At 67.7% G+C, this 24721-nt stretch carries 25 protein-coding genes; 12 read left to right on the top strand and 13 right to left on the bottom strand.

The window, feature by feature from the left end:
• Positions 1–33 precede the first annotated feature (33 nt).
• Genes virB10 through VGL85_RS05110 form a run of 7 tightly spaced genes read right to left on the bottom strand, consistent with a single transcriptional unit; the run spans position 34 to position 6702 of the window.
• Complete coding sequence (gene virB10 / locus VGL85_RS05140) at positions 34–1167, bottom strand: type IV secretion system protein VirB10 (protein WP_331586697.1); 1134 nt, start codon at positions 1165–1167, stop codon at positions 34–36.
• A complete protein-coding gene (locus tag VGL85_RS05135) occupies positions 1164–1949 on the bottom strand; it encodes a TrbG/VirB9 family P-type conjugative transfer protein (protein WP_331586677.1) in 786 nt (261 codons plus the stop codon). The genes virB10 and VGL85_RS05135 overlap by 4 nt, the downstream gene beginning before the upstream one ends.
• On the bottom strand, positions 1946–3088 hold the full coding sequence (locus VGL85_RS05130) for a type IV secretion system protein (protein ID WP_331586675.1): 1143 nt from the start codon (positions 3086–3088) through the stop codon (positions 1946–1948). The genes VGL85_RS05135 and VGL85_RS05130 overlap by 4 nt, the downstream gene beginning before the upstream one ends.
• Positions 3088–5472, bottom strand: coding sequence for a VirB4 family type IV secretion system protein (locus VGL85_RS05125; protein WP_331586673.1), 2385 nt, complete (start codon positions 5470–5472; stop codon positions 3088–3090). The genes VGL85_RS05130 and VGL85_RS05125 overlap by 1 nt, the downstream gene beginning before the upstream one ends.
• The gene (locus VGL85_RS05120; protein ID WP_331586671.1) at positions 5469–5753 is read right to left on the bottom strand and encodes a type IV secretion system protein VirB3; all 285 of its coding nucleotides are present in this window, start codon (positions 5751–5753) and stop codon (positions 5469–5471) included. The genes VGL85_RS05125 and VGL85_RS05120 overlap by 4 nt, the downstream gene beginning before the upstream one ends.
• Before the next feature lie 2 nt (positions 5754–5755).
• Positions 5756–6076, bottom strand: a complete 321-nt coding sequence (locus VGL85_RS05115; RefSeq protein ID WP_331586669.1) for a TrbC/VirB2 family protein — start codon at positions 6074–6076, stop codon at positions 5756–5758.
• A gap of 2 nt (positions 6077–6078) precedes the next feature.
• Positions 6079–6702, bottom strand: coding sequence for a lytic transglycosylase domain-containing protein (locus VGL85_RS05110; protein WP_331586667.1), 624 nt, complete (start codon positions 6700–6702; stop codon positions 6079–6081).
• Between the two features lie 222 nt (positions 6703–6924).
• Here VGL85_RS05110 and VGL85_RS05105 point away from each other — a divergent pair, with 222 nt between their 5' ends.
• From VGL85_RS05105 to VGL85_RS05090, 4 genes are all read left to right on the top strand, one after another.
• Positions 6925–7905: an alpha/beta hydrolase gene (locus VGL85_RS05105; protein WP_331586665.1), complete on the top strand. Its 981-nt coding sequence runs from the start codon at positions 6925–6927 to the stop codon at positions 7903–7905.
• Positions 7906–7924: 19 nt separating this feature from the next.
• Positions 7925–9502 carry an AlkA N-terminal domain-containing protein gene (locus VGL85_RS05100; RefSeq protein WP_331586663.1) on the top strand — a complete coding sequence of 526 codons (1578 nt, stop codon included), beginning with the start codon at positions 7925–7927 and terminating at the stop codon, positions 9500–9502.
• Between the two features lie 61 nt (positions 9503–9563).
• Positions 9564–10031 (top strand): methylated-DNA--[protein]-cysteine S-methyltransferase, encoded by a 468-nt coding sequence (locus VGL85_RS05095; RefSeq protein WP_331586661.1) that lies wholly within the window; start codon positions 9564–9566, stop codon positions 10029–10031.
• Between the two features lie 90 nt (positions 10032–10121).
• Positions 10122–10271, top strand: coding sequence for a hypothetical protein (locus tag VGL85_RS05090; RefSeq protein WP_331586659.1), 150 nt, complete (start codon positions 10122–10124; stop codon positions 10269–10271).
• An 8-nt stretch (positions 10272–10279) separates the two neighbouring features.
• Here the strand turns inward: VGL85_RS05090 and VGL85_RS05085 are convergent, their stop codons facing one another.
• Both VGL85_RS05085 and VGL85_RS05080 read right to left on the bottom strand, forming a co-directional pair.
• Positions 10280–11539, bottom strand: coding sequence for an ATP-binding protein (locus VGL85_RS05085; RefSeq protein WP_331586657.1), 1260 nt, complete (start codon positions 11537–11539; stop codon positions 10280–10282).
• A 277-nt stretch (positions 11540–11816) separates the two neighbouring features.
• Positions 11817–13568, bottom strand: a complete 1752-nt coding sequence (locus VGL85_RS05080) for an O-antigen ligase family protein (RefSeq protein WP_331586655.1) — start codon at positions 13566–13568, stop codon at positions 11817–11819.
• Between the two features lie 342 nt (positions 13569–13910).
• On the opposite strand from VGL85_RS05080, the gene VGL85_RS05075 reads away from it, so the two are divergent.
• Genes VGL85_RS05075 through VGL85_RS05055 form a run of 5 tightly spaced genes read left to right on the top strand, consistent with a single transcriptional unit; the run spans position 13911 to position 19056 of the window.
• Positions 13911–14831, top strand: coding sequence for a SurA N-terminal domain-containing protein (locus tag VGL85_RS05075; protein ID WP_331586653.1), 921 nt, complete (start codon positions 13911–13913; stop codon positions 14829–14831).
• Positions 14831–16123: an outer membrane beta-barrel protein gene (locus tag VGL85_RS05070; RefSeq protein WP_331586651.1), complete on the top strand. Its 1293-nt coding sequence runs from the start codon at positions 14831–14833 to the stop codon at positions 16121–16123. Before VGL85_RS05075 ends, VGL85_RS05070 begins: the two co-directional genes overlap by 1 nt.
• A 13-nt stretch (positions 16124–16136) precedes the next feature.
• On the top strand, positions 16137–16997 hold the full coding sequence (locus tag VGL85_RS05065) for an SLBB domain-containing protein (RefSeq protein ID WP_331586649.1): 861 nt from the start codon (positions 16137–16139) through the stop codon (positions 16995–16997).
• Positions 16998–17014: 17 nt separating this feature from the next.
• Positions 17015–18370, top strand: coding sequence for a GumC family protein (locus VGL85_RS05060; protein ID WP_331586647.1), 1356 nt, complete (start codon positions 17015–17017; stop codon positions 18368–18370).
• Positions 18370–19056: a CpsD/CapB family tyrosine-protein kinase gene (locus VGL85_RS05055; RefSeq protein ID WP_331586645.1), complete on the top strand. Its 687-nt coding sequence runs from the start codon at positions 18370–18372 to the stop codon at positions 19054–19056. The genes VGL85_RS05060 and VGL85_RS05055 overlap by 1 nt, the downstream gene beginning before the upstream one ends.
• A gap of 33 nt (positions 19057–19089) precedes the next feature.
• On the opposite strand, the gene VGL85_RS05050 is transcribed toward VGL85_RS05055, so the two are convergent.
• Positions 19090–20565 carry an oligosaccharide flippase family protein gene (locus tag VGL85_RS05050; protein WP_331586643.1) on the bottom strand — a complete coding sequence of 492 codons (1476 nt, stop codon included), beginning with the start codon at positions 20563–20565 and terminating at the stop codon, positions 19090–19092.
• Between the two features lie 55 nt (positions 20566–20620).
• A complete protein-coding gene (locus VGL85_RS05045; protein ID WP_331586641.1) occupies positions 20621–20821 on the bottom strand; it encodes a hypothetical protein in 201 nt (66 codons plus the stop codon).
• A gap of 174 nt (positions 20822–20995) precedes the next feature.
• Between VGL85_RS05045 and xrtV the strand changes: the two genes are divergently transcribed.
• The gene (gene xrtV, locus VGL85_RS05040) at positions 20996–21883 is read left to right on the top strand and encodes an exosortase V (RefSeq protein ID WP_331586639.1); all 888 of its coding nucleotides are present in this window, start codon (positions 20996–20998) and stop codon (positions 21881–21883) included.
• On the top strand, positions 21880–22578 hold the full coding sequence (locus VGL85_RS05035) for an exosortase C-terminal domain/associated protein EpsI (RefSeq protein ID WP_331586637.1): 699 nt from the start codon (positions 21880–21882) through the stop codon (positions 22576–22578). Before xrtV ends, VGL85_RS05035 begins: the two co-directional genes overlap by 4 nt.
• A gap of 22 nt (positions 22579–22600) precedes the next feature.
• Here VGL85_RS05035 and VGL85_RS05030 read toward each other — a convergent pair whose 3' ends face one another.
• The gene (locus VGL85_RS05030; protein WP_331586635.1) at positions 22601–22849 is read right to left on the bottom strand and encodes an XrtV sorting system accessory protein; all 249 of its coding nucleotides are present in this window, start codon (positions 22847–22849) and stop codon (positions 22601–22603) included.
• Positions 22850–23063: 214 nt separating this feature from the next.
• On the opposite strand from VGL85_RS05030, the gene VGL85_RS05025 reads away from it, so the two are divergent.
• Positions 23064–23882, top strand: coding sequence for an FkbM family methyltransferase (locus tag VGL85_RS05025; protein ID WP_331586633.1), 819 nt, complete (start codon positions 23064–23066; stop codon positions 23880–23882).
• An 82-nt stretch (positions 23883–23964) separates the two neighbouring features.
• Here the strand turns inward: VGL85_RS05025 and VGL85_RS05020 are convergent, their stop codons facing one another.
• The gene (locus VGL85_RS05020) at positions 23965–24666 is read right to left on the bottom strand and encodes a class I SAM-dependent methyltransferase (RefSeq protein WP_331586631.1); all 702 of its coding nucleotides are present in this window, start codon (positions 24664–24666) and stop codon (positions 23965–23967) included.
• Positions 24667–24721: the final 55 nt, after the last annotated feature.

Here is a 24721-nt window from a genome sequence, read left to right as displayed (position 1 = left end):
CTCACTGGAGGCGATCCTCACTGGAGCCAGTCCTCACCGATAGGGCGCGACGCCCGAGAAATCGAGGTCGCGGGCCACGGAAACCTGCACCGGCGCGCCCTGCGGTACGCGGATGGTGGTCGGGATGTCGATCTGCTTCTGCAGCGCGATACTGGCCACCTGGTTGGCCTGGGTCGCCGAGCCGATGACCAGTTCGGTGCTGTTGCCGTTGCTGCGCCCGGCGGCGTCGACCCCAGCCGAGATCACCGACAAGAGGATCGCCGAGCCGAAGCGCTCAAAGAAGTGCTCGTCGGCCTTGCCGGACAGGCCGCCCCGGCCGAGTTCGTCGGTCGCCGGCGAGCCCACATCGATCGAGACGCCCGTGGGCGTGATGATCCGCGACCAGACGACGAAGGCGCGCTTTTGGCCGATGGCCGCGGCGCTGCGGTACTGGCCGATGATGGTCGAGCCGCGCGGGATCAGCACGTCCTTGCCGTCGAACCCGCGCACGTCGCGGCTCACCATGGCGCGCACCGATCCCGGCAGGTCGGAGTCGATCGCGGTCTCCAGGGTCGCGGGCACCACGAAGCCCTGTGGCACGATGCGGCTGAGGTCGCGCATCTGCACGGCGCGCGCGGTCTCGGTGTTGGAGCCGCTGATCCGCGCTGCGAAGCGTTCGTCGGGGTTGAGCTGCGGACCCGAGCCGCCGGCGACGGGCGCCCCGGCCACGCCGGTCTGGCCGATGGCCCGCGCGGCGCCGGCCGCCGAGTTGTCGCCCAGGTCGACCACCACCGCCGGGGCTTTCCAGTTGGCCTCCGACGGGTCGGGCGCGACCACCACGGGTGCGGCGGGCGCCGGAATGGGCGCGGGCGGCGGCGGGGCCTGGGCCGCCAGCGGGGCGGGCGGCTGGGAGGTGTTCTGGGCCAGCAGGGTGGTCAGGCCCTGCGACCAGGCCGGCGCCGGCTGGTCGGCGAGCTTCAGCGGCGTCGGTTGCGCGCGCGCCTCACGGCTGTGGCTGAGCGTCGTGAACACCGATACGCCGATGACCAGGACGCCGATCAGGCCAACCACCACGGTCCAGGGCGAATTCGGCTGCTGGACCTGCGGGCGCAGGGCGTCGACGCGCGCATAGACGGGGCTCAAGGGCTCGGCGCTGTCGGGTTCGAGGCGGTTGTTCATGAAGGTCATCGGCGCCACCAGGGGTCTTTCTTCTTCGGCTGCGGGGCGAGCTCGGTCAGCTGCTGGGTGCGGTAGCCGTCGTTGAACACATGGGTGACCTCCTTGCCGCGGCGCAGCACGAAGCTCGGCGCGACCCGATCCACCACAATATAGCCGTCACGGATGTGCGAATTGACCACGGCCTCGGCGCCGGCGCCGTCGACGGCGTAGATCGCTGGCAGGTCCTCATGGTCGCGGAATGTGAAATAGGTGGCCTCGCCGTCGTCGAACATTCGCGCCGGCAACAGGAGCGTCGAGCCCTGGTAGCTGTAGGCGTGATTGCGGTCCTGTGGCGGCGGCGGCGGCGGCGGCGGCTCGACGATCGCGACCACCGGCGGCGGATAGAGGAAGCGCACGCTGAAGGGGATCGCCTTCAGGGCGGCCTTGTTCTTCGCCGGCACGACGCTGAGCTCGAAGTTGTAGCGGCGCAGGTTGGTGATCACCGTCATGTTGGTGGTGGGCCGTTGCGCCATGGGCTTCAGGAACAGCAGGTTGGCCTTGCGGTTGGGCGTGACCTGCCAGCCCAGGGAATCGCCGATGGCGACGTTCTCGATCTTCTCGGCCGGGTCGAACTCCACCGACAGCTGGAAGCCGAGCGCGCCATGCAGCTCCACCACCTCGCTGGGATCGTACATGACCTCGTGGATGCGCGGGTCACCGGAGCCGGGATGCGGCGTGACGGCGCCGGCCGGCGCGGCGGCCAGCAGGGCGAGCGTCGCGATGGCGGCGGCGAAGGGATGGGTACGCTTCATCGGCTGACTTTCAGGCGGCGCGCGGTCACGGCGGGGCGGCGATAGTCGTCGCCGAGCCGGGTCGGCGACTTGGTCTCGGCGGCTGGGCGGCCTGCCGAGACGGTTGCGGCGGCCAGCTGGATCGTGCGGTCGCGGCTGATGGCCTGGCCGCTGTCGCGCTGCAGGTCGAACGCCAGCCGCTGCGCGCGGGAGGGTTCGGGCGTCAGGATCGTGCGGTCCGGCGCGCTCGTCGCGGCGACGCGGCGGCCGACGCCCTCGGCCCGGCCGCGAAGGCGGAACGCGAAGGCCATGACGCAGGCGGCGATCAGCAGGGCCACCTGGCCGGCCGCGAACACGGCGACGAGGGCGGCCGCACTGGTCGCGGTCTGGGTGTGCAGGACGCCCGCCCGCTGCTCCTCGGCCAGGGCGACGAGCCAGGGCTGCAGCACCGAGAGCAGCAGCACCACGCCCAGCCAGCCCAGCATCAGGGTCAGGGCCGCGGCGCCCAGCGCGCGCACCCAGCCCACGAAGAACCCTCGCGTGGCGGGGATCAGGAAGAGCGCGATGAACACCGGGCCGACGGCCGTCAGCACCCCGATCGCCAGGGTCGCGGCGGCGATCACGCCGGCGGTGGTCATGAACATCGCCCCGGAAGCGGCCGAAAGCGCGTCGGCGGCGGAGGCGGCGGGACTGGCGTAGGGCTTGGCGTTCGGCCCGGCGGCCCCGCCGAAGGCCACCGCCGAGCGGGTCAGCTGGTCGTAGGCCGCCTGCAGGCCGCCGACCGGGTCGGCGGCGAGCGCGCTGTTGGACTGCAGCGGCGCGGCGATGGCGGCGGAAATCTCGCCCGGCGCGCGGGCGGCCAGGTCGAAGACCAGGGTCTGGAAGTTGGCCCAGCTGGTCACCAGGGCCAGGATGGCGCCGATCTTCAACGCGATGCCCGGCGCATCGGAGAGCCGCGCGCCATTAGAGGCGAACAGCATCCGCCAGCCGACCAGGGCGACGTAGATGGTCAGCAGCGCCGTCAGCGCCACCTGGAAGCCCGACGAGGCCGAGGTCAGCGAGGAATAGCCCGTCTCGGCGAAGGCGCGGGTCTGGCAGTCCACCGCGCCCAGGACGCCGCGGATCACCCCATCGCTGACCATGCTGGAGCAGGACACCATCAGGCCGCACTCCGGCCCTGCATGAACGGCTCCAGCCAGTCCTCCGGCGCGTCGCCCAGCTCGCCGCGCAGCGCCTCCAGGCGGCGCACCGCGCGCTCGGTGCCGGCCAGGACGGCCAGTTCGCCTGAGAGCCCGGAAAGGTCCAGGCGGGCGACGACGCTGTGGTCGCCGCGCTTGATCAGGAAGCAGCGCGAGGTGTCCGGCAGGCTGCGCACCAGTTCGAACTCGTGCTCGGTGAGGCCGAAGCCCTCGATGTAGTCCGAGGCCTGGGCGCGCGCATTGGGGAAGAACACCTGGGTCGCGGCCTGTTCGATGATCGCCGAGGCGATCCGGCTCTCCAGGGCGTCCGAGGCGCTCTGGGTGCAGAAACCGACCAGGCCGTTGCGCTTGCGGATGGTCTTTTCCCAGTCCTTGATCCGGCGCACGAACACGGGGTCGTCCAGCGCCTTCCAACCCTCGTCGACGACGATGATCGCCGGCGAGCCGTCCAGCCGCTGCTCCAGGCGGTGGAACAGGTACATCATGGCCGGCGTGCGGATGGTCGGCGCGTCCAGGATCTTCGTCATGTCGAAGCCCAGGATGCGGGTCTCGGTGTCGAGCTGGTCGACGGCGTTGTCGAACAGCCAGGCGTGCTCGCCGCCCTCGCACCAGGCGCCCAGGCGGGCGGCCAGGTCGCCGGCGTGCGGCCGCCGCGCGCCGCGGAACAGCTCGCGCAGGTAGCGCAGCCGCCGGTGGTTCGGGGCCTGGGCGAAGTTGGCGTCGATGGCTTCGGCGATCATCGCCCGGTCCTCGGCGTCCAGCGCGCCGCCTTCGGCGGTGAGCAGCTGGCCCACCCAGTCGGCCAGGAACGAGCGATTGCCCGGCGTGTCAGGCAGGGCGAGCGGATTGAAGCCAGTGGGCTCGCCGGGCGAGATCACGTCGTAGCGGCCGCCGATCGCGCGGATGAAGGGTTCGGCCCCGCGATCCTTGTCGAAATAGGCGATGCGCGGCTTCAGCCGCTCGGCCTGGGCGAGCAGGAAGGTGAGCAGCACCGTCTTGCCCGACCCCGACGGGCCGATGACCGTGAAGTTGCCCAGGTCGGCGTTGTGGAAGTTGAAGTGGTAGGGCCCGAAGGAGGTGGTCTCCAGCACCGCGATGGCCGGGCCCCAGTGGTTGCCCTCCGCCTGGCCGGTCGGATGGTTGTGGAAGCTGGCCAGGCTAGCGAAATTGGCGACCGAGACCAGGGCCCTGCGGGCGGTGAACTTCAGGTTGCCCGGGAACTGCGCCCAGAACGCGGGCTCCAGGTTGGTGTCCTCGCGCACGGCGATCGCGCCGGCTTCGGCCAGCGCCGACTGCACGTCGGCCACCGCGCCGTCGAGCTCGTCCAGGGTGTCGCCCTTGGCCAGGATCGTCAGGGCGTGCTCGCCATACGCGGCGCGGCCGGCGCCCACGTCGTCACGCGCCTGGGCCAGTTCGGCGCGCAGGCTGTAGGCGTCGTCGTCGGCGGCGCGCAGGCGGCGCAGCGCCAGGCCCATGCGGTCCAGGGCCTGCTGGCGCTCGACGTAGGCGAAGCTCTCAGTCAGCACCATTTCCATGGGCAGGCGCAGCACCCCGTCCAGCAGGCCGGGCGCGGTGCGGGCCGGATAGTCCTTCAGCGAGATCATCGCCCCGAAGCTGGCGGGCGTGGTCGCCGCCCCGAACTCCATGGCGTCCAGGCCGAAGCTCAGGCGCCGCGTGGCCAGCGCCTGGCCGAGGTCGCCGGTCGGGTTGAGCACCGGCCGCAATTCGCCGTTCAGGATCAGGCCCAGGAACTCGGCGGGCTCGGAGCGCTGGGCGCCGCCGGGGCCGGCATAGAGCGACAGCGTCCGTGGCCCATAGGGCGCGAGCGCGGCGGAGAAAGCGTCGCGGCTGGCGTGCAGGGCGCGCAGCTCGCGTTCGATGTCGGCCTGCTTGGCGCCGGGCTGCTTCAGCAGCCGCTCGAGGATGCCGGCGCCGCCCTGCAAGGGCCGGCGGACCAGGGTCAGGAAGATGTCGTTGACGTAGAGCCGGCGGCCGGCCAGCCGTTCGCGCCAGCCCGCGTCCAACCCGGCGCAGAATGCTTCTTCCGGCGGCTCCGGGAAGGCCGGCGTCACCCGACGGCGCACCACGTGATGGTAGATCGCCAGCCTGGAGCTCGCCGCGCCGCGCAGCACCGTCTCGCGGATCGCCTTGCGATAGTTGAGTTCGTCGTCGGGCGCGGTCTCCGACGGGAAGCCGGCGAGGTGCAGGGTCTGGACCAGCAGGCCATCGCGGGTCTGCAGCGTCACGTCGTCGAGATGCCCCAGATAGGGCAGCCGGTCGCCGATCGGGACCTCGCGGGGCGCCAGGGATTTGCCCACGCCCAGGGAAAGGAAGCTGCGGCTCATGGGCGGTACGAGTTCCCGCGCCAGAAACCGAAGTTGGCCACCCGCGGGCAGGTGCGCAGCTTGGTGATCCAGATGTCGAAGAAGCGCGGCTCGCGCAGGCAGCCGAGGTAGCCGGCTGCGTGCAGCACCGCCGCCACGCCGAGCGCCCAGAACGACCGCGTGATCAGGAACGCCTCGACCGTCACCACCAGGTTGAAGACCGCGAAGGCGTAGGTCACCCCGCCGATCATCTGCGGGCGGGTGAGCGCCGCGAAGACGGGGTCGGAGGACAGCTGCGCCATGGTCAGTGCAGCCCGCCGGCCAGGGAGCGGATGCCGGCCACGATCGAGACGGCGCCGAAGATGATGAAACAGCCGATGACCACCGTGAGGCCGCGCCGCCAGTCCATACGTCCCGTCAGCATGAGGAAGCCGACCGCGGCCACGGCGATCACCGCGGCCGTGGTGGCCAGGTTGCCGAGCAGGGTGCCCTGCACCCAGTCCAGCGCCGCGATCAGCGGCGAGGATCCGGCCGGATCGCCGACAGACTGCGCGTGGGCCTGGCCGGCGGCGGCCACAAGGGAGGCGAGCAGGGCGTGGCGGGCGAGGGCAGGGGTCTTGGTCATCGTCACTCCACACCCACGACGGGCGATTTCTGGGCCGCCACGGTCAGCGGCAGGCGTCCGAGGACGCCCTTCACATAGGCCTGGGTCTCGGCGAACGGCGGCACGCCGCGGTAGCGCTCCACGGCTTCCGGTCCGGCGTTGTAGGCCGCGAGCGCGCGCGGCAGGTCGCCGAAACGCTGCAGGAGCTGGGCGAGGTAGGCGACGCCGCCCTCGATATTGCCCTTCAGGTCCGTGGCGTCGACGCCGAGCGTCCGGGCGGTGCCGGGCATGAGCTGCATCACCCCCATGGCGCCCTTGGGCGAGACGGCGGCCTGGTTGAAGTGGGATTCCTGCCAGGCGACGGCGAGGGCGAGCGGTGGGCTCACCGCGTGACGCGCCGAGGCGTCCTGGATCGCCTGGGAAACCTCCTGCGGCGCGGCGCGGGTCGGCGCCGCGGCCGGCGGCGGGGCGATCGGGCGCACGCCTTCGCTGGAATAGACCGCCGGGCCCGAATAGGTGGTCACCGCGCCGTCGTCGCCGATCGCCAGCACCTGGGCCGACGCCGGCGAGGCGCAGGCCAGCGCGGCGCTCGCCAGCACGGCAAGCGCGGGAACCAGGCCCGTCTGGAAATTGATCGGCAATCCCATCCTCACACCTGCCCCCGAGGCGCTCCTTATCCGATCCTACCTCGCCTGTGAGGCGAGCGCATTGTCGCGGCGCGCCTACGAGGCCCGATCGGGAGAGGCTAGGATCCAAGCCCTAACGCAAGGTCACCTTGGCCTTAAACATATCGCCCCATTCTATTAGCCCATCTGGAAGATTCCCGCACTGAACGTGACGTGATGGGGCGCGGCGGCTAGAGATGCCGCATGACGACCTGGTCGGTCCGACGGATGCAAATGGCCGCCGCGGCGGCGGGCGTGATCGCGCTGGCGGCGATCGGCGCGGGGGCGGCGCTTGGCGCCTTCGCGGGCGATCCGGCATCGAAGCCTGGGCGGCTTGTCACCTTGCCTGACCACCGCAAGCTGAATTTCCGCTGCGCCGGCCAGGGATCGCCCACGGTCCTGCTGGAGTCCGGCTTCGGGGCCGATTCCAACGCCTGGTTCAAGGTGGCGCCGCGGATCGCCCAGGTGACCCGGGTCTGCGCCTACGACCGGGCGGGCTACGGCTTCAGCGACCCGGGGCCCATGCCGCGGGATGGGGCGGCGATCGCGCGGGATCTGGACGCCGGCCTGAAGGCAGGGCGAATCAAGGGGCCGTTCGTGGTCATCGGCCATTCGGCGGGCGGCCTCTATGCGCGGCTGTTCGCGGCTCGTCGCCGCGACGAAGTGGTCGGCTTGGTGTTCGTGGACACCTCCGTCGAGCACCAGACTCAGCGGATCCAGGCGATCTACGGCCCCGGCGTGGGCGGGGTGGAGTCCATCGAACGCCGGCCGCTGGAGTGTCAGCGGCTCACCAGCGCGGCCCACGCATCGGCAGACGATCCGGCGCTCAAGGATTGCGTGCCGTCCAAGGGCGACGAACATCAGCGGCAGCTGAGCCTGCGCCCCGAATACTGGCGCACCCAGGTCTCCGAGCTGGACAACCTGTTCACCTCCACCTCTGACGAGGTCGATCGCATTGGCCCCCTGCTGCAGGACATTCCGGCGGTGGTGCTGACAGCCGGCGAGGCCGACGGCTCCGGCGTCCCGCCCGTTGGACCCTGGCAAACCTTCCACGCCCAGCTCGCCGCCAGCTTTCACAAGAGCGAGCGGCGGGTGGTGAAGTCGTCGCACCTGATGATGATCGACCGGCCGGAGGTGGTGGCCGACGCGGCGATCGGGCTGGTCGAGGCCGCCCGCAAGCCCTGAGCACGGGCGCCGCCCATCCATGTCCGAAAACCGCGAGACATTCGCGGCCGGCGTCCCCATCTTCCCGACCATGGATATGGATTTCGAAGCCTGCCGCCGCGCCTTCCTGACCCGCGACCCGCGGTTTGACGGGCGCATCTTCGGGGCGGTGAGGACCACCGGCATCTACTGCCGCCCGATCTGCCCGGCGCGCACGCCCAAGGCGCAGAACATGACCTTCTATCCGACCGCGGCGGCCTGCCAGGAAGCGGGCTATCGCCCGTGCCTGCGGTGCCGGCCGGAGGCGTCGCCGGACCTCGGCGCCTGGCGCGGCACGTCCAATACCGTCTCGCGCGCACTTGCGCTGATCGAGGGCGGGGCGCTGGACAACGGCGACGTGGACGGCCTCGCCGGCCGGCTCGGCGTCGGCGAGCGGCAACTGCGGCGGCTGTTCAAGCAGCACCTGGGCGCTTCGCCCGTCGCGGTGGCCCAGACGCGGCGCGTGCTGCTAGCCAAGCAGTTGATCCAGGAGACCCGCCTGCCGATGGGTGAGGTGGCCTTGGCCTCCGGCTTCGGCAGCGTGCGGCGCTTCAACGAGACCTTCCAACAGCTGTTCGGCCGCCCGCCGGGCGCCCTGCGCCGCAGCCGCCAGGAGGAGGCCAGCGCGGCCGCTGGTGGCATCACCGTCAAGCTGCCCTACAAGCCACCCTACGACTGGGCCGCGATAATCGGCTTCCTGGCCGCTCGCGCGATCCCGGGCGTGGAGACGGTGACCCCCAAGCGCTACGCGAGAACACTCGCCATCGACGGCGATGTGGGCGTGGTGACGGTTTCGCCGGGCGCCGGCCATTTCCTGGTGGCGGAGATCCGCTTTCCAAGGGTCCAGGCGCTGCCGGCGGCGATCGCCCGCATCCGCCGGGTGTTCGACCTGACCGCCGACCCGGGACTGATCGGCGCGCACCTGAGCCAGGACCCGGCGCTCGCGCCGCTGGTGGCCGCGCGACCGGGGCTGCGTGCGCCCGGCGCCTGGGACGGCTTCGAACTTGCTGTGCGCGCCATCCTGGGCCAGCAGATCACCGTGACCGCCGCCCGCGGCCTGGCCGCCAAGCTGACCGAGGCCTATGGCCAGCGGATCGACGAACCGTTCGCAGCCTCCCTGGGCCTGACGCGCGCCTTCCCGGCGCCGGAGCGGATGGTCGGCCAGGACATCGCAGCGCTTGGCATGCCGAAGGCCCGCGGCGCGGCGTTGGAGGCCCTGGCCCGCACCGTCGCGGCCGATCCGGCGATCTTCACCCCGCGCGCCGATCTCGACAGCGCCATCGCCGCGCTGAAGGCGCTGCCTGGCGTCGGCGAGTGGACCGCCCAGTACATCGCCCTGCGCGAACTGCGCGAGCCGGACGCCTTCCCCCAGGCTGACATCGGCCTGCTGCGGGCCATGGAGGACGAGGCCGGGCGCCGGCCCACGCCTGCGGAACTGCTGACCCGCGCCGCGGCCTGGCGGCCCTGGCGGGCCTACGCCGCGCAACATCTCTGGGCCGCCGACGCGGACCAGCTCACCCTCGCCAAACGGACCAAGACCGATGCCCCACACAGCAAACAAGACCGCCAGGCCGCCTAGCGGCGCCGTCCGGAGCCTGACGCTCGACCGTATTCCATCGCCGATCGGAACAGCGCTCGTGGTGACCGACGAGGCTGGCGCCCTGCGCGCCTTCAACTGGACCGATTACGAGGCGGCCATGAAGGTCTGGATCGGCCGCCACTACCCGAAGGCCGCCCTGGTCGAGGGGCGCAGCCCGCCGGCCGTCCGCAGGGCGTTCGAGGCCTATTTCGCCGGCGAGGCCCGGGCGCTGGAGGCGGTGCCTTGGCAGGCCTCGGGCACGCCCTTCCAGTTGAAGGTCTGGGAGGCGCTCTGCACGATCCCAGCCGGCGAGACCCTGAGCTACGCCGGCCTGGCGGCGCGCATCGGGCGGCCGACCGCCGTTCGAGCCGTCGGCCACGCCAACGGCGCCAACCCGGTGGCCGTCGTCGTGCCCTGCCACCGGGTGATCGGGACCGACGGCTCGCTCACCGGCTATGGCGGCAGCCTGCCGCGGAAGCGGTGGTTGCTGGAGATGGAAGGCGCAGCGTTCAGGGAAGCGGCGGCCTGAGGCGGCGTTCTTGTCGCCCTTCGCCAGGCCGGCGGTTTGATCTAGTCTCGTCCCCGGGCGCCGGGTGTGGGCGCAAGGAGGATTGAACGCGTGGATGTCCTGGCCCTGCCGGTCCTCGGTATCGTTACGGTCGGCTTCGTGATCTTCGTCTGGGCCGGGTGGCTGAGCGACCGGCGCAAGCGCGCGCTGACCATCAACGAGGACGATTCAGGCGACGATAACGCCGAACCTTTGGACTAGGGGCTCGGTCAGGCGCTGGCGGAACTGGCGCGCTTTTCTTCGGCGGGCGGCGTCCGCATGATGTCTTCGCGCGCCGTATTGAGCTGCAGGTAGGGGGTCACGCTGTCCATCATCAGGGTGTAGGCCGCCGGTTTCACGCCGGCCAGGACCCCATCCTTCTCCAGCTTCTCCAGCACCCTGGCGGCGATGTTGGCGGTCAGCGCCGCGCGCGAGCGGCCCGGCTTGCCGGCCTCGCTGACGGCGGCCGCGGCGATCATGCTCTGGGTCGCCGTGTCCAACTGGCGCACGAGTTGCTGCGGCAGACGGCGGCGGAAGTCCTCGATCACGTCGTCCAGCGCACGGGTGACGTCCTCGATCTCGACCCGGACGCGCCCGGCGTCCAGCGCCAGCATGCCGCCGAAGTGGCAGAGCAGGCTGGTGAGATAGGGCGAACCGCGCGCGGCGGTGACGATCAATTCGATCGCGCCCGGATCGAACTTGACGCCGCTCATCTTCGCGCCGTTGTCGACCAGGCCGGCGATTTCGACGTCGGCCATGGCGGGCACCTTCAGCGCCGCGACGCTGCGGCGGATCGACGGGATGTGCTCCATCAGGTCGATGAGGTCGGTGGCCACGCCGCCGATCACCAGCTGCAGGCGCGCGGACACGTCCGACAGGGTCTTGATGAGCTCGGCCACGTCACGCCGGAATTCGGGCAGTTCGGCGCGGTCGAACTCATCCAGCACCACCAGCACCCGGGTGCCGACCAGTTTGGCTGCGGCGTCCCCGAACAGGCGAGGGGTCAGCTTGCCCTGGTCCAGCAGGTCGAGGAGGGAGGTGCCGACGTTGGAACTCGTGGGCGAAACCGCCGAGTGGTAGAGCAGCGGAATCTCAGCGGCGACGGTGCGGAAGGTCTCGGTGAAGTCCGAGGTCGCGCCGCACGAGAAGTAGACGACGATATATTTGGCTTCCATCGCCGCCAGCGACAACATGCGCAGCAGCGAGGTCTTGCCGGCCCCGCGATCGCCGTAGATCACCACGTGCGAACGCTGGTCCTCCACGGCGCGGATCAGGGTCTCCAGGATGTCGCGGCGTCCGGCGAACATCCGAGGGTCCATCACCGGCTGTGCGGGGGTGAAGGTGCCGCGCAGGCGGACGCGCTCGCGGGCCCGCGGATCGGCGCGTTCGCGATCGACGTGGTCGGCGGCGGTGGTGTGGAACCGGGGCAGCCCCAGCGACGGCTTCTCAGGGCGCCGCTCGGCGACGACGATGGGCGTCGAAGGTTGCATCGCCAGCCCTTCGGGCCGGCGCGCCTTCGAAGGCTTCTTGCGCGGCCAGAGCGACCGGATTCGAGCCGAGATGGGCACTTCTTACCTCTTAGCGTGAACGCAGGTCTCTACCACACGAAAGATGACTTGCTTACTAATCCGCCCGTGACCGGCAGGCGTTCAACCTGTCGCCCAATCTTGGCCCAAGCTGGGCGAGACGCCCCGCGGCGCGGCGTCTGGCCTCGGTCAAGGTTAAAGCGCAGGCGCGCAACAGGTTCAGCGTCGCCGCCGGCCGGCTCTAGGAAGTGTACGCTTCCTGCGGGCGGTTGGACGCCCTGCCATCGGCTCGGCGGCGCTTCGGGGCCGGCTTCGCAACCTCCGGCGCCGGGTCGTGACGCAGCCGATAGACGAGGGCGCAGATCATCCCGAGGAACATGAAGAAGATCGAGTGGTTGTCGGACTGGCCGTGCACCCATTTGACGATCAGGAAGGCCGTCAGGCACACCGCCAGCGGGGCCAGCAGCTTCGCCTCGGGCCGCTGGCCGTATTCGCGTGAGACGCAATAGCGAACCGAGGTGGCGATCCCCGCGATGAACATCCCGTACCAGAGGATGACGCCGGCCAGGCCGTAGTCGAGCAGCAGGGTGATGAAATAGTTGTCGATGGTGATGAAGTCGCCCTTGGCGAAGCCCATGGCGTTGCCGGACTGGCCGCTGCCGAAACCCCAGGGGTGGGTCCAGATCTTCGACATGGCCATGCCGAGCTGGGAGTTCCGCGCCTCAGTGCTGCCAGCCTGCGCCCCGCCGCCCAGCAGCATCATCTTGGCGCGGTGGCTGGACAGGATCGCGCCGACGCCGGCCATGAACAGGACCGGATAGGCATAGACCGCGGCGGCGGCCAACAGGTCGCGAGCGTTCGACCGCCAGCGGACGATGGTCCACAAGGCGCCATAGAGCAGCAGGCAGACCAGCATCCCGACCAGGCCTAGACGCGCGTCGGTCATGCGCACGACGATGAAGGTGATCGGGATCATCGCGAAGCACACGCCGCGCAGGAACGGCCGGATCGGCGAGAAGCCGAAATGCAGCCAGAACGGCGTCAGCAGCGAGATGTATTCGGCGAACGCCAGCGGCGTCGAAAAGACGGCCTTGGCGCGATAGACGTTCGTCCCAGGCCGGAACTCCGGCGTCAGCGTCACCTGCACCGAAGGGTCGGGGACCTTCAGGATCTTTGGAATGTGCGAAGCCCACAGGACGTGGTGCACCCGCGATTCGACCGCCCCGATCACACAGAGGACCACGAAGACCGAACACAGGAGGGCCCAGTAGCGCTCCACCGTGCCCGGCTTGCGGAAGAGCGTGCAGCTGATCAGGAAAATGCAGGTCCAGTAGATCTGCTGGTCGAACACCGCCTGGATGGAGGCGACCGGCGAGGTCGAGACCACCGAGGTGATGATCTGCACGAAGACGAAGCCGCAGAAGCACAGCCAGACCGGCCGCAGCGAGCTCGCGCTCTCATGGATTCTCTTGCGGAAGGCTCGGTTGGTGGAAAGGCTGACCAGGAACAGTGCGGCCATCGGCAGGCCGAACAGGCGCAGCAGCGTGATCCACGGCATGCCTGGCAAGGTGATGGCCAGGTAGCGTGGCCACAGGGCCACGATCGCGAAGTGGACGGTGAACAGGTACTCGACCGCCAGGGTCGGCGCCGTCCGCTGCTCCGGCAGCGCCCAGATGATCGTGGCGGCCAGGATCACGATCGGCACCGCGAAGGGCACCAGCAGGTAGGGGGCCGTCAGCCCGAAGAAGAAGCCATAGAGCAGGCAGCCGAAGACGACCAGCGGGACGGAGGAGACCTTCAGAATGGATTTTCGAAGCGAGTACATCCGCTTGTAGGGCGCCAGTACGACGCGGGTGCGCCGCCGCGCCGAGGCCCGGCCGACGATCGGGAACCGTTCCAACGTCCAGTCGAACGCCAGGACCAGCAACGGCCAGAGCTTTCGCCAGGCGAGGGCGATGGGCCTGGCGGCGGCGGTGCGGAACTGGATCGACATCGCTTACGACGCCCTGGCGTAGGTTCGAACGGCGCGGTGCGGCGCGCTCCTGGCCAGACATGGAGAGTCTAACCTTCCAGAGGATTAAGGGTGCGCCGCCTCACCGTCCAGCGTAGCCGGTGCGGCATGTGCGCGGCGGCCTAGAGCTGGGCAAGGAGTTGGAAAGAGACTGTGGTATAGGAGCGTTCAAACATGCTGGACGCATCGGCTGGAACTGTGGCGATTTCAGCTTCCGACCTGTCGGAATTCGGACAAAGATCAACTCTGGATGGACACGACTAGTCCGAACGACCAAGACAGCGCCGGCACGGTCCAGGAATGAGGCTGAGGGGGAATTAACGGATGAAGGTGAAGTTCGCAGTCGCCATGGCGGCCGTCGCCTGCGTGGGCTTGACGGCCTGCGGCAACGGCCAGCCGAAGGGTCAGGTGGTCGCCAAAGTCGGCAAAGAAGAAGTGACCGCGCTGGACCTGCAAAGCGCGATGAACGGCTTCCAGGCCCCCAACGCCCAGGTGCGCAAGGCCGCCGAACAACAGGTGCTGGCGCAGATCGTCCAGCGGAAGATCCTGGCCCAGGCGGCGCGCAAGCAGAAACTGGACAAGACACCGGAATTCGCGCGCCAGCAGCAACAGGCGACCGAAGCCCTGCTGGTCCGCGACTGGCAGGAGAAGCTGGTCAAGTCCGTGCCGGCGCCCAACCCCGATGAGGTCAACACCTTCATCGCCCAGCATCCCGACCTCTACAGCGCCCGCAAACGCTTCACGGTCGACGTGGTCCGCTTCCCGACGCCGAACGATCCCACCCTGGCCAAGGCGCTGCAGCCGCTGCACACGCTGGACGAAGTCCGCGCGCTGTTGACCTCGCGCAAGATTCCGTTCGGCAGCAACCAGACCCAGATCGATGCGCTGGCGGTCGACCCGAAGTTCATCGAACAGATCATGAAGCTGAAGCCCGATGACGTGTTCATCGTACCGCAGCCCGGCGGCACGGTGATCGCCGGCCACATCGTCGACACCAAGGTCGATCCGGTGGGGAACGACATCGCCAAGCGCCATGCGACCGAATACCTGCGCCGCACCCGCGTCCAGGAAACCATCAATCGGCAGTTCGGCTCGGTGGTCCAGCAGGGCCTGAAGGACGTCAAATACGCCAAGGGCTACGAGCCGGTGAAGCGGCCGGCGGCGAAGCCTGGGGCGACGCCTGCAGCCCCCGCCGCGGCCCCGGCCGCCGGGGCCCCGGCCGCTCCCGCAAAAACGGGGGGGTGATGCGACTCGCGACCAATCCCTTGACGAATAGCGGCCTGCCGGCGCGCAGCCGCACGTTCGCGGGCCTGGCGGCCTTGGGCGCAGCCCTGCTTTGCGCCCAGGGCGCGCAGGCCCAGATGGCCGGCGGTCTGGGCGCCGGCGTTCCGGGGGTGCCGAACGGCGACCAGCGCATCGCGATCGAGGGGCATGCGGATGCGGCCTATGACAGCAATGTCACGGGCGGCAACGCGAGCGTCGCCTCCCAACGGCGCCTGACGCCCGAGGACGAGATCTACAGCGCGGGCACGAACATCACCCTGATGTTGCCTTCCAGTCGCCAGCTGCTGTTCTTCGACGGGCAGGCCGAGCTGCAGCGCTACGCGCGCAATTCCACGCTCGATGCGAACAACTACCGTCTTTCTGTCGGCGCAGCCGAACGCCTGGGAATCTGCGCGGCGACGCTGGTGGGGGGTTACTCCCATCGCGAGACCCAGATTCAACAGGTGGCGGTGGCGACCATCGCGAAGAACATCGCGACCCAGGATTCGGGGAACGCTGACGTCACCTGCGGACGCCGGAAGATCTTCGTGGATATCTCGGGCGGCGTTTCGAAGCTGGAGAACAGCGCCAAGACGTCCGGTTTCGTGGATTCGCAGACCGTCAGCGGCAACGTCGCGGTCGGCTATCACAACACTGTCCTGGGCGACCTTTCCCTGTTGGGCGTCTACTCCGACATCCAGTACGGTCAGGACAACCTGCTGCTGGCCTTGGACCCCACCTTGCCGACTTCGGTTCCCGATGTGCGGCAATATGGCGTCGGCCTCAGATATGCCCGGAAGGTGGGCCTTCGTCTCAGCGGAACCGCCTCGGTGTTCTACAATCGGATCGAGGGCGGGTTCGTCCACACCCAGTCCGACGGATTGGGCGTCACCGCTTCGCTGGCCTATCGGATGACTTCCAGGACGCAGTTCACGCTCGACTACAATCTCGGGAACAATGCCTCGCCGCTCTCCACCACCAGCTACGTCCATTCCGAGGACCTGCACCTCAATGCGACGTACAACCTGACGCAGCGCATCACCTTCCAGGCCGGTGTGTCGCATCAGCGCGAGGAATATCGCGGCGCCGATCAGATCGCGCTGCTGCAGCTTCGCGAGAGCGACAGCAACCAGATCGACGGCAGCATCAACATCAAGGTCGGCCAGAAGCTCACCGTGATTTTGAACGCCCAGCATCTCGAACGGACGGCGGACGTGCGCCAGTTCAACTACAATGCGGACCGGGTCTCGATCGGCTTGTCCGGAAAGTTCTAATTGGATGCAGAGCATGTTGAGAAGCGCACTGCTGAGCCTGGTCGCCGCCATCCTGATGATCGGGGTCGCACAGACCCAGGCCATCGGCCAGCCCGCTCCACCGCCCGCTGGCGGTCAGGGCCAGGAGGCGGCCCCGGCCGGCTCGGCCCCGGCCGCGCCGGTCGATAGCTCCTATGTCATCGGCGTCGGCGACGTCGTCGAGATCGGGCTGGTGGGCCGTCAGGATTTCACCAATCGCGTGCGGGTCGCTACGGACGGCACGGTCCTGCTGCCCCTGATCGGTCACATCAAGGCCGTCGACCGCAATGTGATCGAACTCTCCGACGACGTGCGCCAGGCCTTGATCAAGGGCGGGTTCTATTCCGATCCCGTGGTCCGCGCGGACGTGGTGGGAATCTCGAGCCGCTATGTGACGGTGCTCGGCAACGTCGCCGCGCCCGGCCTGCTGCCGCTCGATCGCAACTATCGGCTTTCGGAGATCATCGCAAAAGTGGGCGGACGGGGCGGCACCGGCGGCACCTATGTCCTGCTGACGCGCGCCGGCGCCGACAAGGCCGTGCGATATTCCATCGACAAGCTTGCGCAGGGGTCGGGCGACGACGATCCGATCGTGAAGGCCGGCGACAAGATCTATGTCCCCACGTCGGAAACCGAGGTCTTCTATATCTCCGGGGAGGTCAAATCCCCGGGCGCCTTCCCGGTGTCGGACAAGATGTCGATCCGCCAGGCGATCGCCCGCGGCGGCGGCGTCACGGAGAACGGCAGCGAGAACAAGGTCACCCTCATCCGCGACGGCAAAGAGGTGAAGAAGGTGTCTCTCGACGACCCGGTGAAGGTGGGCGACATCATCAAGATCGGCGAACGGCTGTTCTAGCGGGATAGGTTCAGACCATGAGTATCATCCAGTTCCTGCGGATCATCCGGGCGCGATGGCTGCTGATCATCGCCTGCACCGTCTTCACCTTCCTTGGGGGGTTCGCGGTCACACTGCTGGTGCAGCCGCGATACGAGGGGACAGCGCACGTGATGATGAACGTGCTGAAGCCGGACACCGTCACGGGCGTCGCGCAGAACATTCAGAACTTCGGCGCCTACATCGAGACGCAGAAGGAATTGGTGAAGGACTATCAGGTCACCGCGCCGGTCGTGGACAAGCTGGGTTGGCTCAGCGATCCCGGTAAGATCGCCCAGTACCAGGCGCGGCCTGCGAACGACAACCGCGACTTCCGGCGCTGGCTGGCGGCCCAGGTCGCCGACCGGACCAAGGCGGGCCTCGACTCGGGCACCATCTTCGAAATCACCTTCAGCTCGCCGTCGGCGATCGAGGCCAAGAACGGCGCCGAGGCGCTGCGCCAGTCCTTCGTGGACTACACCCTGGCGACCCGCCGGCAGGATGCGACCCGGAACGCCCAGTGGTACTCGAGCCAGGCCGACATCGCCCGGCAGCGGGCGGAGGAAGCCCAGAACGCCGTCGCTACCTACGAACGCGCGAACGGCATCGTCATGCAGGGCGACAAGGCTGGCGCGCTGCAGGATACCGACAGCGCTCGTCTCGCCGCCCTGGTGGCGCAGGCGGCGAACGCCCCGGCCGCGGCCCTTTCGGCTCCGGTCACCGTGTCCTCCCAGTCCAAGCTGCAGCTCGCGCAGATCGACGCCGAGATCGCCCAGAACGGTGAGAAGCTGGGCCCCAACCACCCCGTCATGCAGCAGCTTCGCGCCCAGCGGGCGATGGTGGCGAATATCGTCAAGCAGGAGGAAGCGTCCGCCAGGGCCGGTCCCAGTGCGTCGGTTGTAATGGGCGAGGTCTCGCGGGCCCTGCAGCAGCAGAAGGGCGTGGTGATCGCCGAGCGCGACAAGATCGAGAAGCTGCACCAGCTGCAGTCCGAATTGGACCTGCGCCGCGATCAGTACCAGAAGACTTCAGAACGCGCGGCCGAACTGGGCCTCGAGGCTGGGGTGGCCGATTCGGGCATGTCGCCGGTCGGCGTCGTGGTGACGCCCGACAAGCCGGCGTTCCCCAACAAACCGCTGATCATCATCGGCTCCTTCGTCCTGGGCCTGGCGCTTGGCCTGGTGCTGGCGATCCTGATCGAGCTCCTGAACCGCCGCGTCCGCGGGGTCGAGGACCTTGAGTTCGACCGCAATCTGAACTGCCTGGCTATCGTCGGCCCTGCGCTGCGTGAGCGCACCTCCCGCGCCGCGCGGGCGGGGGGCCGCCGCGACGCCGTCGTCGGGGCGAACGCCTAGTGGCGCGCTCCTCCCGAACAGGGGCCGAGCGGGCGGCGCCCGCACCGGTGATCGACAACGTCAGTCGCAGGATCCTGCTGACCGACCCTTCGGGCGAAGCGGCGGAGGCGATCCGTGCGTTGCGCACCCGGATCCAGTCGCAGCACGTCCAGATGGGGCGCCGCGCGCTGTCGATCTGCGGGCCGACGCCCGAGGTCGGTGCGACGTTCGTCGCCGTGAACCTGGCGATCGCGCTCTCGCAGATCGGGGTGAAGACCCTGCTGATCGACGGCGACCTGCGCAACCCGACGATCCACACTTACTTCAACCCGCCGCTGACCGGCGGCGGCCTCTATGAGTGCCTCCGCTCCAACGCCGACAGCGTGGCGGAGTTCACCGACGAGAACGTCATGCCGAACCTGGACATCTTGTCCGCGGGCCGGCCCGACAGCGCGGGCCACGAACTCCTTTCCGGCGAAGGGTTCCCGGTGCTGATCAACAGCTGTCTTCGCGATTACGACATGACGATCATCGATACGCCGCCGGCCAACAGCTGCGCTGACGGCTTGCGGATCAGCACGGTGACCGGCTTCGCCCTGATCGTGGCCCGCAAGAACCAGACCCTGGTGTCCGATATCCGCGTGCTCGCCGATCAGCTCAAGAAGGAGCGGGCCCACGCGGTTGGGACCGTGCTGAACGCCCTCTGAGCGGCGACGCGGCCTGTTCGGCCGCGGACTTGGCTAGAGCTTGAGGTGCAGGCCGAAGTGCAGGATCAGCGCGCCGATCGCGCCCGTCCAGAACACCGCCACGCTCATCAGGTCGACGCGCAACCCGCCTGGAATCCGTGATGGCAGGCCCGGCAGGTAGGCGAAGTAGGAAAACGCTGGCGCACCCACCAGCACGACGATGGCGCCGGGCAGGCCCCACTGGTGGACCGTGACCAGCAGCCCCACGACCAGCACGATCATGCGGGTCACATTGGCCATGGAGTTGAAGCGCGAACCGCCCGAGGCGATGAGCACGCTGCCGGTCGGGGCGACCAGGATGTCCAGCGCCGCACGCACGCCCAACAGCGGCACCATCCAGGTCAGGTCGCCGAAGCCGCGAGGCAGCTTGAACATCGACAGGATCGGCGGCCCCACGAAGATCGCGCCCCAGGCGAAGCAAAGGGCGAGCCCGGTGAAGGCCCACTTGCCGCGGGCGAACTGGCGTGAGGCGCGCTCGCGGTCCTCGCGCACCGAGGCCGCCAGCATCGGCAAGAAGACCTGGCTGGCGAGCTGGGAGATGGCGGTCACCGGCGTCGAGACGATCATCGAAGCGAAGGCGAAGCAGCCGAACTCGATGTCCGGAATCGCGCCTTTCAGGATCAGGTTCTCGCCGCGGCTGCTCAGGAAATAGGTGGCCGACGACAGCAGCATCCAGCCGCCGAAGTGCACGATCTCCCTGGCCATGGCCTTGTTCCAGCCGAAACGGATCGGCGGGGCGAGCAAGTGGGACACGATTGCGAAGGCGAGCGACGCTGCGACGGTGCCGCCGACGATGGCCCATGCGGACGGCGCCATGACGGCCCAGACGATGGTCACCAGGAAGCCCACGACCTCTGAGGCGATGGTCAGTGTGGCCGGTCGGCGCAGGCTCACATTGCGGGTGTACAGCCACATCCTCGGATTGGAGAACGAGCGGAACAGCAGCGAAAGAGCGCCGAAGACCAGAAGGGGTGCGAGCGCGGGGTCGTGGTAGGTCCATGCGATCGGAAAAGCGAGCGCCGCGGCGATGATGCCGAGCAGCCCGCCGCGCAACGCCTGCACCGAAAACGCGGTATCCAGGTAGTCCCGGCTCTCGCCTTCCTTGTGCTGCACAATCCCGACGCCGATCCCCAGGTCGCAGAGCAGCTCCAGGCCGGCCAGGATAACGGCGATGATGGTCACGTCCCCCATCGGCGCGGCGTTGCTGAGCAGCTTCGCCAGGGTGATGCGGGAGACGAAGCGCAGCAGGGTGGTGACCGCATAGCCGGTCGCCGACCAGCTGCTGGCCTTGAACACCTTACGGCCGCCCTTGGACCGGCTGAGGGTAATCAGCGACGCGAGCCGCTGGGCGATGGATCCACGGATGGCGGCGGCGCCGGCGACAGGGGGCGGCGCGCCCAGTTCGGCTTCCGCCTCGCTCAGCGACGAAGGTTCATCCGCGCCAAGGTCGCCCTTTGCCGTCGCTGACATCCGATTGAACGCTTTCCAGCACTGATGCGGTTGAAGGGCCTTAGCCTGCTTTCGTCTATTTCAGCCAGCGCTTGACCATCGTCCGCAGATTCTCGTGCCGTAGCGTCTGGCTGGAAAGCAAAGCGACAAACACCGCGAAGACGCCGGCGGCGCCCAGCAAGGCGAACAAGACAAGCAGGTTCTGTTGTGTAGCGTCCATCGTGTCCCACCACTTGTGACGTCGCTCAGGCTTATCATGCCCGAGGCTGACCGACACGCCAGGACCTTAATCCCCATTACTTGCTGACTGGTTTCAAATCGTTAGCACCCCCGATGCAAATTGTCGTATCGCTCGGGGCGCGATCTTGTGCGAAGGCGTGGTCGGAAATTCGATCCGCATCACCAATCGGGGATTGGGAGAGATGGGCGTCGGCGTAGGAATGATCTGGCGATGACGGCTGAAGCGCAGAAGGCAACCGCCAACCCGATTCAACTGCGGACCTACCTGACGCCGGCAAACCTGGCGTTGATCGTGGGCTTCGCCGCCCTGGCGGTTCCGACGATCATCGGGCTGGGCCAGCAGGTCTGGACCACCGAACTGGGCGCGCACGGCCCGATCGTGCTTGCGGTCGGCGCGTGGCTGCTGGTCCGCGGCGTGACCGCCGCCAAGCCGCAGTTCGCCCCAAGCTCGCTTGTTCTGACCCTGGTTGGGCTGATGGCGTCGCTGGCGCTCTATATCTTCGGCCGGGCCTTCGATTTCATGACCTTCGAGGCGGCCGGCCTCTATGGCGCAGGCGTGTCGCTGCTCTACTCGCGGGTCGGCCTGCGGGCGATGAGGACGCTCTGGTTCCCGGTCGGCTATCTCGCGTTCCTGATCCCGCCGCCGCACTGGGTGATGGACCAGTTCACCGCGCCCCTGAAACAGTTCGTCTCCTGGGCGGCCATGAGCATCCTATCCGCGGTCGGAATCCCGGTGAGCCACGAGGGCGTGACGATCTATGTCGGATCCTATCGGCTGCTGGTGGAAGACGCCTGTTCCGGCATGAACTCGCTCATCGGCCTGATAGCGGTGAGCCTGCTCTACATCTACCTGCTGCGCGGATCGAAAGCCCGCTATGCGGCGATCCTGACGGCGACCACCATCCCGATCGCCATCCTGGGCAACATCATCCGGATCATGACCCTGATCCTGCTCACCTTCTTCGGCGGCGATGAGCTGGCGCAGGGATTCCTGCATGAGACGGCCGGCCTGTTCCTGTTCGCCATCGACCTGATCCTGGTCTTCCTGGCGGACCAGGTGCTGGCTCGCAGCCTGCCGAAATCCTGGAAACCCGCATGATGGACCGCAGGGACTTCTTTCTGGGCGCCGCCTGCGTGGCCGGCGCCGCCGGCGGTGTCGGCCTGAAGCCGCGCCACGAGGTGAAGCTGCTGAAGGGCGGAAAGGTCGCCGACGTCGCCCCGACAACCTTCGGCAATTGGGTGTCGGAGGACGTGGGCGATCCCTACGCCATCAATGGTCCCGGCACCTTGTCGGCCAAGCTCTACAACGAGCTCGTCGTGCGCCAGTACCTGAACCAGAAGGACCAGACGGCGGTGCTCATGCTGCTGGCTTACGGCGGCAAGCAGAGCGACGAGTTGCAGCTCCACCGGCCGGAGGTCTGCTACCCCGCCTTCGGCTACGCCCTGGTGCGCAACGAACCCGTATTCCTGCCAATCGGCAAGGGCGTCACCGTGCCCGCGCGGCGGTTGTCCGCCGAGCAGGACGACCGGCACGAAAGCATTATCTATTGGTCGCGGATGGGCGAGATGTTGCCCCAGAACGGGCCGCAGCAACGGGCCGCCCGCCTGGAGATCGGCCTGAAGGGGATCGTTCCCGACGGTCTGCTGTGCCGCTTCTCGATGGTCGGCGACGACGTAGAGCGCAGCTGGGCCACCATCGATGGCTTCGTGGTCGACCTGCTGGGCGCCATTCCGGCGGACAAGCGCAACGTGCTGATCGGCGATCAGCGGGCCAACGCGCTGCGGCAGGCCTAGGCCCGCTGGTTCGGCGGTCCGGTCAGAACTTCAGTCCGCCGAAGGGTTTCAGCACCAGAACGATATAGGCCAGGACGGCGACCACGATCGCCGCCGACAGCGGGCCTTGGTCGTGGTTGCCCACATAGTTGGCGAAGGCGCAGCCCACCGCCGGCGGCAGATAGTGGAAGATGGTGTCCTGAGGCTCGCCCTCGGTCATCGACCTGTGCAGGAACAGGACGACCAGTCCGCCGAAGATGGCGACCGTGATCCAGTCGTAGACGGTTTCCAAAGCCCGCACTCTCCCTGACGGCGCCATGTCTCCTAGGCAGGATGACCAGTCGGCGCAAGAGGAACAAGCCTGTGCAAGAGCCGCGCCAGAGCCTTGGCGTCACAGGCCTCGTCGCATTGACATAACGGGTGCATAAAGGTTGTTTCGACGAACCGAGAAAATCGAGTAAAGGCTTCTGCGTATGGCCCGGCCGGGTGGCGGTAAGGAAGATATCGTGGCCTACCTGCGTCGCGTCATCACCAACTACCTGTCGAGTCTTCGAGCTTATTTGAGAGAAGCCTCGGGATTTTCCGATTTCATCCAGGTATTTCGCGTCCGGCTGGCGCTCTCAAAGATCGGCTACATTGCCTGCCGCAGGCCCATCGTCGCGCAGCTTCGGCTGAAGTCGTTCGGGAGCGCGCCGATCTATGTCCGCTCGCACACCACCGACATCTCCGTCCTCAATGAGATCATCGCTTCCGGCGGCTACGATGCCCTGGTCCGCCATCCGGTGCCGGACGCGCGCCTGATTGTCGATCTGGGGGCGAACACGGGCCTCGTCGACCGCTGGTTCCTGGCGCGCTATCCGCGAGCGCGGATCGTCGCCGTCGAACCGGAGCCTGGAAATTACGCCACCCTGCGTTCCAACGTCGCTGATTTCGCGGTCGAGACCGTGCCGGCGGCCATCGGCGCTTGGGAGCGGCGGCTCATGCTGCATACGTCCTCCGGCGAGCATGGCTTCACCATGGTCGGCGCGCCGCCCAACGGCGCGGCGGCGATCGAGGTTCCGGTCGTCACCATGGCTTCGATCCTCACGTCCGGCGATCCCATCGACCTCCTGAAGGTCGACATCGAAGGCGCTGAGGAGGAACTTTTCGCTGACTGCAAGGCCTGGATCGGCCGCGTAGAGATGCTGCTGGTGGAGTGCCACGGGAACTATACCTTGAGCCGGCTCACCGATGCGCTTGGCAAGGCCGGCGCAAAGTTCAATCTTCTGGAGACCGACCTGAAACCAGAATTCGGATTCGAGGTCGGACTCTTCCGCCGCGCCTAGACGACGACGCCCTCACGACCGCCGCGCCAGAGATCAGAACAGATAGAGCGGGGCCGGGGCGTTCGCGCTGAATATCAGCGTACTACGGGTTGTGGATGGCAATCAGCGACTTGGTCAAACCCATGAAGATCTCCCGCTCAAGGGAGGCTTCGGGGAACAGCAGATTCATCTGGCGCCGGTCAAGCAGGCAGGTCCCATCAAGAATCGAAAGCGCGGAGCCGAGGCTGTCAGCGCGACCGGCGGTGCATACGGAAAAGCTCTCAAGAATCTTGGCTTGGATCGGACGGGGCATGAAGTGAATCAGAGGGGCCTTGTAGTAATGTGGGTCTATGGGAAACCAGAAGTTCGGCGTCTGTACGTAGTAGCTATTCCCAACCCTTCTGGTCTCTGCCGCGAATTTCTCGACGCGACCCCAGTTCCCTACGTGCTCAATTACCGAGTTCGAGTGGACAAGATCGAACTCTCCGTCCTTGAATTCTGAAAGGTCGCAAGCGTCTGCGACCACATCTTCAAAGATATCCGGGTCCTCGCCGGAGGATTTGAGTTCGGACTCGATGTGGTTTAGTATGGTAACCTTGACACCTGTCGTGCGAAGGTAGTCTGTTCCCACTCTCTTCCAGTATTCGACAGACCCGCCCAGATCTAGTATTCTTGTGGCGGATTTCTTGCTGGCGATTTCTGATATAAGTTTCCGAAGTTTTTCGTCCCGCTTCTTCCGGAATTTAGTAGAAAGGGAATTGGGATCCGCGGTGTCGTTTAGTCGCGTCTGAATAGTGTCGTTCATTTTGCGGATCCAGAGCGAAGCTTAGACGCTTTTGCCAGCGTGTGCGTACGCACTC

It is taken from the genome of Phenylobacterium sp. (assembly GCF_036501465.1).
Classification (GTDB): domain Bacteria; phylum Pseudomonadota; class Alphaproteobacteria; order Caulobacterales; family Caulobacteraceae; genus Phenylobacterium.
The sequence above is the reverse complement of the archived record's forward strand: the minus strand, read 5'-3'. Positions and strand labels throughout refer to the sequence as shown.

What these genes read in the sequence shown, in the direction of transcription:
- VGL85_RS05110 (WP_331586667.1), bottom strand. Translation starts at nt 6,702, where the DNA reads ATGGGATTGCCGATCAATTTCCAGACGGGCCTGGTTCCCGCGCTTGCC.
- virB10 (WP_331586697.1), bottom strand. Translation starts at nt 1,167, where the DNA reads ATGACCTTCATGAACAACCGCCTCGAACCCGACAGCGCCGAGCCCTTG.
- VGL85_RS05125 (WP_331586673.1), bottom strand. Translation starts at nt 5,472, where the DNA reads ATGAGCCGCAGCTTCCTTTCCCTGGGCGTGGGCAAATCCCTGGCGCCC.
- VGL85_RS05060 (WP_331586647.1), top strand. Translation starts at nt 17,015, where the DNA reads ATGAGTATCATCCAGTTCCTGCGGATCATCCGGGCGCGATGGCTGCTG.
- VGL85_RS05135 (WP_331586677.1), bottom strand. Translation starts at nt 1,949, where the DNA reads ATGAAGCGTACCCATCCCTTCGCCGCCGCCATCGCGACGCTCGCCCTG.
- VGL85_RS05050 (WP_331586643.1), bottom strand. Translation starts at nt 20,565, where the DNA reads ATGTCAGCGACGGCAAAGGGCGACCTTGGCGCGGATGAACCTTCGTCG.
- VGL85_RS05075 (WP_331586653.1), top strand. Translation starts at nt 13,911, where the DNA reads ATGAAGGTGAAGTTCGCAGTCGCCATGGCGGCCGTCGCCTGCGTGGGC.
- VGL85_RS05105 (WP_331586665.1), top strand. Translation starts at nt 6,925, where the DNA reads ATGACGACCTGGTCGGTCCGACGGATGCAAATGGCCGCCGCGGCGGCG.
- VGL85_RS05080 (WP_331586655.1), bottom strand. Translation starts at nt 13,568, where the DNA reads ATGTCGATCCAGTTCCGCACCGCCGCCGCCAGGCCCATCGCCCTCGCC.
- VGL85_RS05085 (WP_331586657.1), bottom strand. Translation starts at nt 11,539, where the DNA reads ATGCAACCTTCGACGCCCATCGTCGTCGCCGAGCGGCGCCCTGAGAAG.
- VGL85_RS05115 (WP_331586669.1), bottom strand. Translation starts at nt 6,076, where the DNA reads ATGACCAAGACCCCTGCCCTCGCCCGCCACGCCCTGCTCGCCTCCCTT.
- VGL85_RS05065 (WP_331586649.1), top strand. Translation starts at nt 16,137, where the DNA reads ATGTTGAGAAGCGCACTGCTGAGCCTGGTCGCCGCCATCCTGATGATC.
- VGL85_RS05130 (WP_331586675.1), bottom strand. Translation starts at nt 3,088, where the DNA reads ATGGTGTCCTGCTCCAGCATGGTCAGCGATGGGGTGATCCGCGGCGTC.
- VGL85_RS05070 (WP_331586651.1), top strand. Translation starts at nt 14,831, where the DNA reads ATGCGACTCGCGACCAATCCCTTGACGAATAGCGGCCTGCCGGCGCGC.
- VGL85_RS05020 (WP_331586631.1), bottom strand. Translation starts at nt 24,666, where the DNA reads ATGAACGACACTATTCAGACGCGACTAAACGACACCGCGGATCCCAAT.
- VGL85_RS05120 (WP_331586671.1), bottom strand. Translation starts at nt 5,753, where the DNA reads ATGGCGCAGCTGTCCTCCGACCCCGTCTTCGCGGCGCTCACCCGCCCG.
- VGL85_RS05035 (WP_331586637.1), top strand. Translation starts at nt 21,880, where the DNA reads ATGATGGACCGCAGGGACTTCTTTCTGGGCGCCGCCTGCGTGGCCGGC.
- VGL85_RS05100 (WP_331586663.1), top strand. Translation starts at nt 7,925, where the DNA reads ATGTCCGAAAACCGCGAGACATTCGCGGCCGGCGTCCCCATCTTCCCG.
- xrtV (WP_331586639.1), top strand. Translation starts at nt 20,996, where the DNA reads ATGACGGCTGAAGCGCAGAAGGCAACCGCCAACCCGATTCAACTGCGG.